This window comes from Neorhizobium sp. USDA 3394 (genome assembly GCF_056280385.1).
In genome coordinates this window covers 43,266-56,842 of sequence record NZ_JBWCDU010000001.1, presented here as the reverse complement: position 1 = coordinate 56,842, position 13,577 = coordinate 43,266, and the positions used below count along the sequence as shown (strand labels likewise).

The 13,577-nt window shown below is 62.5% G+C and carries 14 protein-coding genes; 8 read left to right on the top strand and 6 right to left on the bottom strand.

Annotation, left to right across the window (positions count from 1 at the left end; all coding sequences use genetic code 11):
* Positions 1–11: 11 nt before the first annotated feature.
* Positions 12–695 (bottom strand): GntR family transcriptional regulator, encoded by a 684-nt coding sequence (locus ACZ9EJ_RS00255; protein WP_046641681.1) that lies wholly within the window; start codon positions 693–695, stop codon positions 12–14.
* 32 nt (positions 696–727) lie between these two features.
* On the bottom strand, positions 728–1,627 hold the full coding sequence (locus ACZ9EJ_RS00250; RefSeq protein WP_046641682.1) for a dihydrodipicolinate synthase family protein: 900 nt from the start codon (positions 1,625–1,627) through the stop codon (positions 728–730).
* A gap of 249 nt (positions 1,628–1,876) precedes the next feature.
* Between ACZ9EJ_RS00250 and ACZ9EJ_RS00245 the strand changes: the two genes are divergently transcribed.
* From ACZ9EJ_RS00245 to ACZ9EJ_RS00210, 8 genes are all read left to right on the top strand, one after another.
* Entirely contained in the window at positions 1,877–2,626 is a 750-nt protein-coding gene (locus ACZ9EJ_RS00245) for a hypothetical protein (RefSeq protein ID WP_052764665.1), read from the top strand.
* A gap of 231 nt (positions 2,627–2,857) precedes the next feature.
* On the top strand, positions 2,858–3,736 hold the full coding sequence (locus tag ACZ9EJ_RS00240) for a dihydrodipicolinate synthase family protein (protein ID WP_046641683.1): 879 nt from the start codon (positions 2,858–2,860) through the stop codon (positions 3,734–3,736).
* A gap of 5 nt (positions 3,737–3,741) precedes the next feature.
* A complete protein-coding gene (locus ACZ9EJ_RS00235) occupies positions 3,742–4,422 on the top strand; it encodes a GntR family transcriptional regulator (protein ID WP_046641684.1) in 681 nt (226 codons plus the stop codon).
* 49 nt (positions 4,423–4,471) lie between these two features.
* The gene (locus ACZ9EJ_RS00230) at positions 4,472–5,803 is read left to right on the top strand and encodes an ABC transporter substrate-binding protein (RefSeq protein ID WP_046641685.1); all 1,332 of its coding nucleotides are present in this window, start codon (positions 4,472–4,474) and stop codon (positions 5,801–5,803) included.
* On the top strand, positions 5,803–6,735 hold the full coding sequence (locus tag ACZ9EJ_RS00225) for a carbohydrate ABC transporter permease (protein WP_046641686.1): 933 nt from the start codon (positions 5,803–5,805) through the stop codon (positions 6,733–6,735). The genes ACZ9EJ_RS00230 and ACZ9EJ_RS00225 overlap by 1 nt, the downstream gene beginning before the upstream one ends.
* 29 nt (positions 6,736–6,764) lie before the next feature.
* Entirely contained in the window at positions 6,765–7,586 is an 822-nt protein-coding gene (locus ACZ9EJ_RS00220) for a carbohydrate ABC transporter permease (protein WP_046635008.1), read from the top strand.
* Positions 7,587–7,613: 27 nt separating this feature from the next.
* Positions 7,614–8,672 carry an ABC transporter ATP-binding protein gene (locus ACZ9EJ_RS00215; RefSeq protein ID WP_046641687.1) on the top strand — a complete coding sequence of 353 codons (1,059 nt, stop codon included), beginning with the start codon at positions 7,614–7,616 and terminating at the stop codon, positions 8,670–8,672.
* Between the two features lie 146 nt (positions 8,673–8,818).
* Complete coding sequence (locus tag ACZ9EJ_RS00210) at positions 8,819–9,094, top strand: DUF6522 family protein (RefSeq protein WP_046641688.1); 276 nt, start codon at positions 8,819–8,821, stop codon at positions 9,092–9,094.
* Positions 9,095–9,137: 43 nt separating this feature from the next.
* Here ACZ9EJ_RS00210 and hemN read toward each other — a convergent pair whose 3' ends face one another.
* From hemN to ACZ9EJ_RS00190, 4 genes are all read right to left on the bottom strand, one after another.
* A complete protein-coding gene (gene hemN / locus ACZ9EJ_RS00205) occupies positions 9,138–10,490 on the bottom strand; it encodes an oxygen-independent coproporphyrinogen III oxidase (RefSeq protein ID WP_046641690.1) in 1,353 nt (450 codons plus the stop codon).
* Between the two features lie 181 nt (positions 10,491–10,671).
* On the bottom strand, positions 10,672–12,288 hold the full coding sequence (locus ACZ9EJ_RS00200; RefSeq protein WP_052764666.1) for a copper resistance CopC/CopD family protein: 1,617 nt from the start codon (positions 12,286–12,288) through the stop codon (positions 10,672–10,674).
* A 31-nt stretch (positions 12,289–12,319) separates the two neighbouring features.
* Positions 12,320–12,847 (bottom strand): YcnI family copper-binding membrane protein, encoded by a 528-nt coding sequence (locus tag ACZ9EJ_RS00195; protein ID WP_046641718.1) that lies wholly within the window; start codon positions 12,845–12,847, stop codon positions 12,320–12,322.
* A 305-nt stretch (positions 12,848–13,152) separates the two neighbouring features.
* Positions 13,153–13,539 carry a hypothetical protein gene (locus ACZ9EJ_RS00190; RefSeq protein ID WP_251090979.1) on the bottom strand — a complete coding sequence of 129 codons (387 nt, stop codon included), beginning with the start codon at positions 13,537–13,539 and terminating at the stop codon, positions 13,153–13,155.
* Between the last annotated feature and the right edge of the window lie 38 nt (positions 13,540–13,577).

The following is a 13,577-nucleotide window of genomic DNA, read 5'->3' as shown; positions in this document are numbered from 1 at the left end:
ATGTCTTCGTCCTAGAGCTCGATCGCCCGCTCGCGGGCATGCATGATGTGACGGTCGATGGCATCGCCTGCCGCATGCGGATCGCGGGATTTGATGGCGTCGATGATCGCCAGATGATCGGCGAAGGCCGGCGGCAGGACCTGCTCGGAAAGGCTGATCCTGTCGAGCTTGATGAGCCGCATGCGGATCGCGTTGACCGCATAGGCCTGGATCAGCAGGTCGTTCTGGGTCGCCTCGATGAGAAGGTTGTGAAAGCCGTCGTCGACCTTCTGGCCGCGCTCGAAGACATCCGGCGAGGGAGCATTGCGGACCTCGTCGAGGATCGACTGGTGAAGCCTGGCCTGTTCGTCGAGGATGGCGTCGGGCATCCGCCTGACGGCCGTCAGCACGGCTTCGCGTTCGAGCGCCATGCGCACCTGGAAAGCCTGGCGGATGATCGAGAGATCGATCTGGGTGATCTGGATGCCCCGCTGCGGCATGACGACCAGGAGGCCTTCATATTGCAGGCGCGGCAGGAGTTCGCGCAGGGCACCGATCGAAAGACCGAGCAGAGCGACCAGCTCCCGCTGGGACACGAACTGACCCGGCCGCAGCCGGCCATCGAACAGCGCCTCGCGAAACCGCTCATAGGCGATCTGTTTGACCGAGCGGAGTTCTGGTTGTTCGGTGCCGGACGGTGCGGTACGTGCGCTCATCTGTCTCCTATCGCCGGCATGCACCGGGCGGGTCAAGCAGCGGCGCGATAACCCGTCCGCTCAAACAATTCAATGAGCATATCACGATCGCGCCGGTTGAGAGCAACCAGAGGCGGCACCGCATATGCCAGACTTTCGTCGTTGCGATAATGGGCAAGAGCCGCCTTGAGGGCAACGAGCGATCCGTAGGCATCCACTGCCTCGATGCGCCTAGACTGCTTCTCCAGAAGACCGGCATCGCCGGGATTGTCGTAAAGCGCCTTCAGATCGCCGGCAAAGAGGTTCGGCATGCCGCCGATCATGCCGACACCGCCGGCCTTGACGAGAGCGGGCAGAACGCGGTCGTCGCCCGTGAAGACGGCAAGCTCCGGAAAGGACTTCACCAGCATCAGCCCGTTGTCGAGATCCCCGGTCGAATCCTTGATCCCGGCGATGCGGCGACCGTGCTTGCGTAGCAGAGCCGCGATCAGTGGCTGCGTGAAGCGGACCCGGCTGAGCTGCGGGATGTTGTAGAGCACGAGATCGATTGCCGTATGCGCCCTGGTCCGCTCGATCAGCGCATCGAAGAATGCCGCGACTCCATCCTCGCTCGCCCCGTAATAGAAGGGCGGCAGGACGAGGGCTGCGCGACAGCCAAGGTCTCCATAGGCGATCAGCGACGTGACCGCGTCATCGAAGCTGGCGGTCATGATCGCCGGCAGCTGACCGCCCATATCCACCCCGCCCGCCTTCAGGGCTTTGAGAGCTTCAAGCTTCTGGGCGGTCGAAAAGGAGGCGCCTTCGCCCGTCGTGCCGAACGTCGAAATGAAGCTGCAGCCGTTTGCCAGGAGATGATCGATATGCGCCTTCAGCCGAACGGTATCGATACGGAAGTCGGCCGTCACCGGCGTGACGGAGGCGGCAACAATGCCTTTCAGGGCGACATTCGACATAATGGGCTCCTCGTTATAGCACTGATATAATCAGTATATATATCAGTCGTCAAATGTCTATTTACATCAGTCCTCAGCTGCGGCATGTTGCGGCGGGAATGAGGATGGGGGACGGAATGCTCGACCGCGGCCGGCATATTTTGAGGCGTGACAACTCCATTGATTTTATTGGGATGCCTGAGAATTCGGCTATTGGTACTGATTGTGAACGCCCTGCGGCTTCCATCGCAAACCAAGGAAACTGAGCCTATGCCTGATACGTCGATCGACACCCGCGCCACCCGTCTCGCGAACGCGATTCTCAATGCCATCCAGTCCAGGACCGTGCTTGATCCCGAGCCGTTTCTGGGGCTGCCGCTGGCGGATGCCTATGTGGTGCAGACCGATGTGTTTGCCGCGCTCGGCCAGCCGTTCAAGGGCGCCAAGCTCACCCTGAAGGGCGATTTCTGCCAGAGCGCACCGCTTCTGTTCGTCAATGAGGAAACCGGCCATGCCCACCAGCCGGGCATTTCGCTGGAGGTGGAACTGGCCTTCGTGCTTACCAAGGATGTCGTGGCCCGCGACGGCGCCGTGACCCGCCGGGATATCGTCGATGCGATCGGTTCTGTGCGGATCGGCGTGGAGCTTCTGCGCAGCCGTTACCAGGGCGGCTCCCGGGGTGATCCGGCCCTCGCCGCCGCCGACATGATGAGCAATATCGGTTATGTCCTCGGCCCGCAGCTGGATCGGAGCCTGCTGGACGAGGGCGCGTCGACCGGTCAGTTGTCGGTTGTCATCAACGGACAGGTCGGTTTCGACAAGCCGGCGGCGCATGCCGATGGCGATCCGCTGAAGACCATAGTCGTGCTGGCAAACCAGAACCAGCTCTCCTCCTTCTCCATGCTCAAGGCCGGACAGGTGATGACGACGGGGACATTGTGCGGACTGATCCCGGTCGGGGAGCCGGGCAGGATCGAAGTGAACCTGGGCGGACAGCGGTTCGTCCTTGATCTGAGCTGACGTGAACTCAAGGGATGTGGCGATGACCTAATTCGTCGGCATTGATGTCGGAACGGGAGTAGCGCGAGCAGGCGTGTTCGCCGAGGCCGGGCGGCTGTGACGTTCGCGGTCACGCTACCTCCCTTCCTTACCAGCGAACAGCAGCCCATGATCACATCAAATTACTTACTTGATTTCTAACATGTCAGTATGCAAATGTTGGATCAACACCGGGAGGATAAATAAACCAATATGCGTTTCGGGCTCTCCGTCGCACTGGCGACTCCTTTTGACAAAGACGGCCGGATTGCGCTCGACGCGATGGTCGCCCAGGCCCGCCGTAGCCTCGATGCCGGCTGCGACAGCGTTACGATTTTCGGCACCACCGGCGAAGGCTGCTCGATCGGCAATCGTGAACGGGAGGCGGTCCTGTCCGCCATGATTTCGGGCGGCATCACGCCGCATCAGATCGTTGCGGGCGTCCTCGTCGATGCGGCAGAGGATGCAGCCGACCAGGCCGCCCACGCCCTGTCCAAGGGTGCGCGCAACATTCTGCTCGCTCCTCCCTCCTATTTCAAGAATGTCAGTGACGAGGGCCTGTTCGGCTGGTTCTCCGCCGTATTCGCGCTTCTGGGCGACAAGGCACGCGACATCATCGTCTACCATATCCCGTCGGTCACGATGGTGCCGCTCAGCCACGCGCTGCTCGGCCGGCTCCGCCAGGCATTTCCCGGCATTGTCACCGGCGTGAAGGATTCCGGCGGTGAATGGGCCTTTACCGAAAAGCTGCTCAAGGAACATGGCGACCTCATCATCCTGATCGGTGACGAGCGGCATCTGGCCCAGGGCGTACGCCTCGGCGGACAGGGCGCGATCTCCGGTGTCGCAAATTTCGCCCCGCGCGAAGTCCGCCGCATGGCCGTCGATGGCGAGGACGATCAGCGGATTGTCGATCTCGTCCTCGAATTGCTCAAATATCCCGTCACTCCGGCCGTGAAGGCGATGATCGCCCATCTTTCGAGCGACCCGTCATGGCTGACGGTGCGTCCGCCGCTTCTTTCGATCCCCGACGAGGGTCAGCGCCTGTTGGCTTCGGCCTTCGACACCCTGTTCCGTTCGAAGGCGGCCTGAAGACCATGGATCAGGCGCGCCCCACGGAAAGTCCGGTCGAGGAGCCGTCCACGCTGAGGGAGAAGGCTTACGAGAGCTTCACGCGCCACCTTCTGGCGCGTGACGTTCGCCCGGGCCAGTTCGTCTCGCAGCGCCGGCTGGTGGAACTGACGGGCCTGACGCTGGGCGCCATCCGTGAACTCGTGCCGAGGCTCGAGGCCGAGGGGCTGATCAAGACCGTACCGCAACGCGGCCTGCAGATCGCCCATATCGACCTCAACCTCATCCGCGAGGCCTTCCAGCTTCGCGTCTTCCTGGAAAAGGAAGCCGTTGCACTGTTCACCCGCTCGGCCTCCGACCAGGCGGTCGCCAGGCTTTTGAATGAGCATCGCGAAATCGTCCAGGCGATCCAGGACGGCAACGACAGCCGCGAGCTGGAGCTCCATGCCCAGGCGGTCGACTGGGGCATGCACGACGCCTTCATCGATGCGCTCGACAACACGATCATTTCGAACGTCTATCGGGTAAATTCCATCAAGATGCGGCTGATCAAACAGGAGCGGTTCCGCATCGACGGCCGGGTCGGCCCCGTCATGAATGAGCATCTGAAAGTGCTCGAAGCGATCGAGCGGCGCTCAGTGGAGGAAGCGGTCGCGGCACTCGTCGCCCATATCAATCACGCGAGGGATCGCGCGATCAGACTTTAGAAAAAGAGCCGGAGACAAGGGTATCCGGCGCATAGGAGGAGGAAATAGCATGTCAGCTTCGTTCTGGAATCCCACCCGCCGCAGCTTTCTGGCCGGCTCGGCGGCGCTCGGCGCCGCCGGACTGGTCGGCTCGCGCCCGGTCTCGGCCGCCGTCGACTGGAAGCGCTTCGCCGGCACCACGCTGGAAGTGAACCTCGTCAAAAGCCCGCGCGGCGACACCGTCATCAAGTACCTGGCCGAGTTCGAGGCCCTGACCGGTATCAAGGTCAATGCCGAAGCGACCCCGGAACAGCAGCAGCGCCAGAAGGCGACGATCGAGCTCTCGTCCGGCAAGCCGAGCTTCGACGTCATCCACCTGAGCTACCATGTGCAGAAGCGCCAGTTCGAAAAGGGCGGCTGGCTTGCCGATATCAGCGGCTTCCTGAAGGATCCGTCGCTCACCGACCCGTCGTTGACGGAAAGCGATTTCGCCGAAGCCGGCCTCACCTTTGCCAAGGACAAGGACGGCAAGCTGCGCTCCCTGCCCTTCTCGGTCGATTACTGGATCGTCTACTGGAACAAGGAACTCTTCGAGAAGAAGGGCCTCGCCTACCCGAAGACCTTCGACGAAATGGCGGCGGCAGCAGAAGCGCTGACCGACAAGAGCTCCAATACCTACGGTTTCGTTGCCCGCGGCCTGAAGAACGCCAACGTTCCTGTCTGGACGACGCTCATGCTTGGTTATGGCACGACGCCCCTCGGTCCCGACGGCAAGCTGCGCACGACCTCCGACGAGGCCGTCGAAGCCGCCAAGCTCTACCAGCGCCTGATGACCAAGTCGGCCCCGGCCGGCATTTCCGGCTTCAACTGGGCGGAATCCCAGTCGGCCTTCCTGCAGGGCAAGGTCGGCATGTGGTTGGATGGCGTCGGCTTTGCTCCGCCGCTCGAAGACCCGCAGAAGTCCCGCGTTGTCGGCAAGGTCGGTTACGGGGTCATGCCGAAGGGACCGAAGGCGCAGGCAGCCGCCACCACCGGCGACGGCATCGCCGTCACCGCCGGCAGCCAGAAAAAGGAAGCGGCCTATCTGTTCTGCCAGTGGGTCATCTCGAAGGAGATGGGCGCACGCCTGCTGCAGGCAGGTGCCGGCGTTCCCTTCCGCCAGTCGATCCTCGCCGATGCGGAAGTCCGCAAGGGTGTCACCATGCCGAGCGCATGGGTTGATGCGGTTGCCGCTTCCGGCAAGGTGTCGCAGCTCGCGCTGCCGGTCATCATCCCGGTCACGGAATTCCGCGACATCTACGGCGTCGGCCTGACCAACATGATCGGCGGTGCCGACCCGGCGACGGAACTCAAGACCGCAACGGCGCAGTTCGAACCGGTCCTTGCCAAGAGCGAGGGATAATGGCCTCCGTGAGCATCGAAACAGCACGGACGGAAACCGATAAGAGGAGCAAGCCGAGTAGGCTTGCTCCCAACTACTGGCCTTTCGTCGTTCCCGCCCTGATCGTCATCGGCGCGGTCATCGTCTTCCCGTGGGTGTTCACCCTCTGGATGAGCGTGAACAGCTGGACGCTGGGACAGGAGCAGACCTTTGCCGGGCTGGACAACTACATCCGGCTGGCGACCGATTTCCGCTTCTGGGAATCGCTCTGGCACACGCTGATCTTCACGGTGCTGGCGGTCGTGGCGCCGCTGTTTCTCGGCACGCTCGCAGCACTGATCTTCGATGCTCAATTTCCGCTGAGGGGTTTCCTGCGCGGCGTCTTCGTCATGCCGATGATGGCGACCCCGGTCGCCATCGCCCTCGTCTGGACTATGATGTTCCATCCGCAGCTCGGCGTACTCAACTATCTCCTGTCGCTGGTCGGCATCGGCCCGCAGGAATGGATCTATAACCGTTACAGCGTCATTCCCTCGCTGGTCCTCGTCGAAACCTGGCAATGGACGCCGCTGATCATGCTGATCGTGCTCGGCGGCCTCGCCTCGCTTCCGCGCGAACCCTATGAAAGCGCTGAGATCGACGGCGCCAACGCCTGGCAGAAATTCCGCTACCTGACGCTTCCGATGATCGCGCCCTTCCTGATGATCGGCGTCATCATCCGCGCGATCGACGCGATCAAGAGCTTCGACATCATCTACGCGATGACGCAAGGAGGCCCCGGCACGGCGTCAGAGACGATCAACATCTACCTCTACAACACCGCCTTCTCCTATTACGACATCGGCTACGGCTCGGCGATGGCGGTCGTCTTCTTCGTCATCATCGTCGCACTCTCCCTCGTGCTGATGATGGTCCGCGCACGGACGAACTGGTCGGACATGGAGACGCGCTGATGGAACGCCCTCTCACCAAACGCCCCCTCATCAGACGCAAGACGCTCGATCGCATCGGCCTGCTGTTCGCGGCCCTCGTCATGGTGTCGCCGGTCGTGTTGTTCTTCCTCTGGATGATCTCGCTGTCGCTCAAATACGAGATCGACAACGGCGCCTATCCGCCGATCCTGATCCCGGAAAATTTCGCCTGGTCGAACTATGTGCAGGTGTTCCGCGAGAACAATTTCTTCCTGTACTTCTGGAACTCCGTGCTGGTGACGGGGGCCGCGACGCTGCTGGCGCTCATCATCGGCGTGCCGGCGGGCTACGGCATCGCACGGTTGAAGGCGGAGAAGGCAGCGATCGTCATCATGATCGCCCGCATGACGCCCGGCCTTTCCTTCCTCATTCCGCTCTTCCTGCTGTTCCAGTGGCTGAACCTGCTCGGCACGCTCTGGCCGCAGATCATCATCCATCTCGTCGTCACCGTGCCGATCGTCGTGTGGATCATGATCGGTTATTTCGAGACGACGCCGATGGAGCTCGAGGAGGCCGCCAGCATCGACGGCGCGACACCCTGGCAGGTGTTCCGCCTCGTGGCGCTGCCGATCGCCAAACCCGGCATCGTGGTCGCCTTCATCCTGGCGCTCATCTTCTCCTGGAACAACTTCGTTTTCGGCATCGTCCTTGCAAGCCGCACCACGCGAACGCTGCCGGTCGCCGTCTACAACATGCTTTCCTTCGAACAGGTCAGCTGGGGGCCGCTCGCCGCGGCTGCGCTGATCGTCACCCTCCCCGTGCTGGTACTCACCCTGTTCGCCCAGAAGCAGATCGTCGCAGGCCTGACGGCCGGCGCGGTCAAGGGCGGCTGAGCAGGCTCACAAACAGGATCGAACTTCATGGCAACCGTCACTCTCCAGAACATCCAGAAGCGCTTCGGCGCGGTCAAAGTCATCCAGGACCTGAGCGTCGATATCGCCGACGGGGAATTCGTCGTTCTCGTCGGCCCTTCGGGCTGCGGCAAGTCCACGCTGCTGCGCATGGTTGCCGGGCTCGAAGAGGTCAGCGGCGGCGAGATCCGCATCGGCGCACGCGAAGTCAGCAATCTGCCGGCCCGTGACCGCGACATTGCCATGGTGTTCCAGAACTACGCGCTCTATCCGCATATGACGGTGGAGGACAACATGGGCTTCGCGCTGAAGCTCAAGCGGGCGAACCCCGCCGATACGGCAGAGCGGGTGAAGAAGGCGGCCGCGATCCTTGGCCTGGAAAAGCTGCTCGACCGCTACCCCCGCCAGCTTTCCGGCGGCCAGCGCCAGCGCGTCGCCATGGGCCGGGCGATCGTCCGCAACCCCCAGGTGTTTCTCTTCGACGAACCCCTCTCGAACCTCGACGCCAAACTGCGCGTGGTGATGCGTGGCGAGATCAAGGCCATGCACCAGCGCATCGGCACGACGACAATCTACGTGACGCATGACCAGATCGAGGCCATGACCATGGCCGACAAGATCGTCGTCCTGCATGACGGCAATATCGAGCAGGTCGGCGCTCCCCTGGAACTCTACGACCGGCCGGCCAATCTTTTCGTTGCGGGCTTCATCGGATCCCCGGCCATGAATTTCCTGGATGGCAAAATCGAGGAAGGCGTTTTTCGCACCGACAAGGGGCTGATCCTGCCGCTCCCGGCCGAGGTCTCGCCGGCCAAGGCGGGTGGCCGCCCGCTCGTCTACGGCATCAGGCCGGAACACATCCGCGCCAGCGACCAGGGCATCCAGGGCCGCGCGACCATCGTCGAAGGCACCGGCTCGGAAATCTTTGCCAAGCTCGATTGCGGCGGCGAGCAGCTCTCCTGCCTTTTCCGCGAGCGCATCGATGTCAGGTTCGGCGACACCGTCGGCATTTCGGTCGACGCGAAACAGGTTCACCTCTTCGACAAGGCGACGGGCCACAGGCTCTGAGTAAAGCTGGCTCGCCATCACAACCTGGGCACTTGCGACGAAATCATTATCAGCGAGACCTTCCCACGACTTCGATCAGTGTCGTAGAACGTAAACAGCGTTGAACAGCGAACCTCGCCTCAACATCATCGACCCGAGGAAGAGCGATGCATATCGAACGCGACCCAAACGGCGACTTTATCCTGGAATCCGGCGAGATCGCCGGTCGGTTCGGGCTGTCTCGCGACGAGTTCCGGCAGAGAATCCGCCAAGGTCTCGTGACGAGCACTGTGGAGCGTGGCGAAGCCGAGGACATTGGAACATCCCGCCTGAGCGTTCGTCTCGGAAACCGCATGTGGCGCGCCGTCCTGAACAACGAAGGCGAGGTTCAAAACGAAGCCGTGACCTTCGTTCGTGGGAAAGGTCGATTGAGCGGAGCCTGACGCCGATACGGCCCATGCGGCGATCGAACGAGCTAAATGCCCCCTAAGCAGCCTTGCTGAAGGACCTGCCGCTCTTGTTCAGGTAGGCGTCGAATGCCGAGGCAGCGGCTCTGACGATGAACCGGTGATCCTCCGAGACGCGGATAGACCCGCCCCGGCGCTCGATCAGCCCGTCTCGTTCCAGCTCATCGAGCCGACCATTGCCCCGCAGCAGAAAGTCGGCATCGAAGCCATGCGCCGCCGCAAGGGCCGCAACATCAACCGCGAAATCGCACATCAGCCTTTCGATCACCTCACCGCGCAGCCGGTCCTCCGGGGTGAGGCCATAGCCCTTGGCGACCGGCAGCTCGCCTTTCGACACCCGGGTCGCATAGAGGCCGGGTGGAACCTCGTTCTGGATATATCCCTGCGGCAGCCGGCCGATCGAGGATGCGCCGAGCCCGATGAGCGCCTCGCAGGCATCCGTCGTATAGCCTTGAAAATTCCGGTGCAGCCGGCCTTCGGCCTGCGCAAGCGACAGTTCGTCGCCAGGCAGGGCGAAATGATCGAGGCCGATCCTGACATACCCTGCCGCCACCAGGGCGTCTGATATCGCGGTTGCCTGAAGGGCGCGTTCCCGTGCATCCGGAAGTGCCGCCTCGTCGATAAGCCGCTGGTGCTTCTTGAAGCTCGGGATATGCGCATAACCGAAGACGGCAAGGCGATCCGGCCGCATGGCGACGGCCGCCTCGACCGTCTCGACACAGGATTCGACCGTCTGAAACGGCAATCCATAGATCAGGTCGAAGTTGATCGCGTTGATGTCGTTACGGCGAAGATGTTCCACCGTCTCCATCGTCGTTTCGACGCTCTGGATGCGGTTGATCGCCTTCTGGACCTTCGGGTCAAAGCTCTGGACGCCAAGGCTCGCGCGAGTGACGCCCGCCTCCCCGAGCGCGTTTGCCATCTCCCTAGTCAAGGTTCGCGGATCGATTTCGACCGCAGCATTGAGGACCCCTGCAAAACCGAGACGGTTGCGGAACGCATCCATCAGCGCGATGAATTCCTCCGGTTTGATGATGGTCGGCGTTCCGCCGCCGAAGTGGATCTCCCCGACGCTGAAGCTGTCGTTCCTGGCGGATGCCAGAAGCTCGGTCTCCCGGTGCAATGTCTCGATATAGTCGAGAATGGGCCTGTCGCGCTCGGTGATCGTGGTGTGACAGCCGCAATACCAGCACATCGACCGACAGAAGGGGATGTGGATATAAAGCGAGGTCGGTTGCCCATCGGGCAAGGCCCTCAGCCAGGACGGATAGTCGAAGGCATCGAAATCCGCGCTGAAGTTCGGGGCTGTCGGATAGCTCGTGTAGCGCGGCAGCCGTGCATCGCCATATTTCTCGATTATCGCTGCGGACATGTCGGGCTCCTTTCAGTTTTCTTCAAAGAGCATCTAGCTGTCCGGCGCCCGCCTCTCTTTGTGCAAAATCAACGACAGCGTCCTCTTTCTGCAAAATATTTGTCCCGACGCAAATTTCCTCCGATGCGCCGCTGCTAGATCATCAAGGCGGGTGGCCCCGGCGCGGCAGGCCGGCGCGGGGTCAAGGCGCTATTTCGATCTCGCCTTCCATCCTGGTGATCTCAAAATCGCTGATGATCACGTCAAGGCGAAGTCGCCACCGTCCGGGTACCGGAAGCACGATATCGGGCACCGTCCAGCCGTCCTTGCCTTTCTCGGCCCGGCGCCTTATCGGCTCGATCTCGGCCCCGAGGTTCGACAGCACAACCGTTACTTCCTGTGGATCGAGCGGCGACCGATCGCTTTTGGCGATGGCCGCGGATATCGCGACCTCCCCGGCCCTGTCCGGCGTGATCCTGACATCCGCCACGGCCTTGCTGGTCTCCAGGTGAACGACGGCAGTCCTCTGGACTTCGGTAATCAGGGTGCGTGGAGGCGGCGTGAACCGCCATGTCGCAGCCACCGCGAAAATGAGGAGCAGAATGACAGTCTCCGCGGTGACCGAACGAGTGAGCTGGCGGATCGCTGCAGGCTCTCCCTTTTCCGAACGGGACGTGAGTTTCCACCGATTGATGGCTGCCAGGGCAAACAGCAGGACGAGCAGCCCGAGCTTGACGAGGAATACGATCCCGTACGCCGTCGTGATCAGCCCAGCCGGGGTGCGAACCTGGACGACGGCAAGCACACATCCGGCCACGGCAAGAACCAGGACGGCACATGGTATGAAAACCGAGAAGCGATGCAGTGCCGCACCGGCCGCTTCCCCGCCCTTTCTGAACTCGGCCAGGAGCGGCAGCAGCGCGCCGGCCCAGATCGCGATAGTCGCGACATGCAGGAAAACGGCCGGGCGCATCAGCCATTGCGGGTCTGCCGCACTCGCGTGCCCGCTGAGGCAGAGGGCAAATGCCGCCGTTATGAGAGCCGAGATGGATATCCAGCGGGCGTCCCTGCCCCGGCCGCTGGCCAGGGCAAGCCCTGCAAGCGCCAGCGCCACGATCGCAAAAATGACGGTCGGCCCGAAGCTCGTGGTCATTCCCGCCTTCCAGACAGCCGGCGCGAAGAGCCGCGAAACAGTCTCGCCCACCGTATCGAGCCCCTGGAAGCCGGCCGAAAGCAGCGCACCCGCAAAGCCGATGCCGAGGGTAGCAAGCACCTGTCTCAGCGCATTCCCGGAACCGTCCGCGAACCAGTGGACGGCAAAAGCGCCGCCGACCCCGAAGAAGAGGCCGACATAGAGCGCGACCTTGCCGATCCAGAGGCCGGTGCGGACCGGCCAGTCGATATCGACCACCGTGCGGCCGGCGTCGGCGTTCGGCCGCCCGATCGAGAAGACGACAGAGCCGCCGATCGGGTGGCCATCTTCCGAAACGACCCGCCAGGAGAAAAGATAGCTCCCGTCCGAAAGGTCGCCAGGCGGGGTAATCTCGACCGTCCTGTCCTTCAGGACGAAGTTTTTGAGGGTGAGTGTACTGCGGTCCGGCCGCATGAGCTTGAGGCTGGTCGGCGAGACAGGCTCGCTGAACGTCAGGGCGATCACGCGCGGGGCCATGGACACGACCGAGCCATCGCGCGGCTCGGTCGTGTTGAGTGACGCATGGGCGGATGCCGCCGCCGTCATCACCGACCACAGAAGGATCGCATACACGAACCGCGGCAGGGTGCCGGTCAGTGAAAGTGCCTTGTAGCAAAGCGGCGTCATCGGCCCTCATGCTCCCGGATAGATCGATCGCTTAGTTGCCGGTCTTCTGAAGAAGCTTGACGCCCGGGGCCGGGAGTTCGAGGTCCGACGCCTTCTGGCCTGTGGCCGGCACTTCGATCCAGCGTTCCTTGAGGCCTTCCGGGCACTCCTGGATCACCGGGAAATAGAGCATGTCGCCGGCTTTCAGGTCAGCGGCGATCGTGCCTCGCAGGACGAACTCGTCATACTCGTCGTCGCCGAGATTGCCGCCGCTCCAGACCACTTCCTTGACCCCTTCGGTGACGGGAGAGCCGTGATTGTCATAGGCCTTGGCATAGGCACCCTTGACCTTGCCGAGCGTCCAGCCGGCCTTCGGCTGCGGCTTGACGCCGTAGAAGCCTTCCGGAATCTGGATGCGCACGGTGTTCGTCGGCTTGCCCTCGCAACCGTGTGGCACGCGCAGCACCGCCTTGTAGGTCGATCCTAGAGGAGCTTCCTTTGCTTCCAGGGTGACATGCGCCAGGGCGGCGGTGCTGCCGACCACGAGGATGGCGGCGGTTGTCGTGATTTTCTTCAACATGTGAATCTCCATGTCTGGCCGCGCGTTGGACGGCCTGATTTTCAGGTGCCGGGCAGCCGGGAGGCGCCCGTCCGGGATGGTTTGATGGTTTGAAACGGCGTCCCGCCCTTGGTCCGATCCCGTCAGCCGCCGGGGATGCGTTGCGCAGCTTTTGCCGCGTCATTGCCGTTGGCCGAAGCGAATTTACGGAACAGAGGAGTGCCCGACGTGCAGCGCCTGGCGATCGGTGGGGTTCACCAGCCGCGCTTCAAGTCTTTGGTTCGCATGCCGTGTCGCAAGACGATGTACGTTTGCGCGGCAAGCTTTCAGGCCGCCGGCGGCGGCGCGCGGGGATTTCCGGGAGAGGTCTCGGGCCGTTCAAACGGACCTGTATCCGTTTCGGCCGGAACCGGTGTGGAGGTGGCCTCCAGCCGGTTGTTCAGAAAATTGTCGGAAAACTGCGGTGCGAGTACCGGAGCGAGAACGCTGCATGCCTGGGTGCAGCACTCGGGCAGTTTTGGACCGTCCTTGTGATCGGATTGGCTGCTGCCGCCGGCACGGGTAATGCAAAGCGGGTTTCCAAAGTCATCGACGACAGGCGCTGCGACCGCTGAACCGAGAAGAATGGAGCCAAGCACCATCTGCACGACGAGCGCGTAGGCCGCGATAGACGCGAACACAACAACCCAGCCAGGCGCTCTGCGGTTCTTCACGGTCCCCTCATCAGTTGCGGCCAGCCGCCGATGTCCGG

Coding starts and splice junctions, on each gene's coding strand:
- ACZ9EJ_RS00250 (WP_046641682.1), bottom strand. CDS start 1,627: ATGTCGAATGTCGCCCTGAAAGGCATTGTTGCCGCCTCCGTCACGCCG.
- ACZ9EJ_RS00225 (WP_046641686.1), top strand. CDS start 5,803: ATGGCCTCCGTGAGCATCGAAACAGCACGGACGGAAACCGATAAGAGG.
- ACZ9EJ_RS00195 (WP_046641718.1), bottom strand. CDS start 12,847: ATGTTGAAGAAAATCACGACAACCGCCGCCATCCTCGTGGTCGGCAGC.
- ACZ9EJ_RS00200 (WP_052764666.1), bottom strand. CDS start 12,288: ATGACGCCGCTTTGCTACAAGGCACTTTCACTGACCGGCACCCTGCCG.
- ACZ9EJ_RS00255 (WP_046641681.1), bottom strand. CDS start 695: ATGAGCGCACGTACCGCACCGTCCGGCACCGAACAACCAGAACTCCGC.
- ACZ9EJ_RS00230 (WP_046641685.1), top strand. CDS start 4,472: ATGTCAGCTTCGTTCTGGAATCCCACCCGCCGCAGCTTTCTGGCCGGC.
- ACZ9EJ_RS00235 (WP_046641684.1), top strand. CDS start 3,742: ATGGATCAGGCGCGCCCCACGGAAAGTCCGGTCGAGGAGCCGTCCACG.
- ACZ9EJ_RS00210 (WP_046641688.1), top strand. CDS start 8,819: ATGCATATCGAACGCGACCCAAACGGCGACTTTATCCTGGAATCCGGC.
- hemN (WP_046641690.1), bottom strand. CDS start 10,490: ATGTCCGCAGCGATAATCGAGAAATATGGCGATGCACGGCTGCCGCGC.
- ACZ9EJ_RS00215 (WP_046641687.1), top strand. CDS start 7,614: ATGGCAACCGTCACTCTCCAGAACATCCAGAAGCGCTTCGGCGCGGTC.
- ACZ9EJ_RS00240 (WP_046641683.1), top strand. CDS start 2,858: ATGCGTTTCGGGCTCTCCGTCGCACTGGCGACTCCTTTTGACAAAGAC.
- ACZ9EJ_RS00245 (WP_052764665.1), top strand. CDS start 1,877: ATGCCTGATACGTCGATCGACACCCGCGCCACCCGTCTCGCGAACGCG.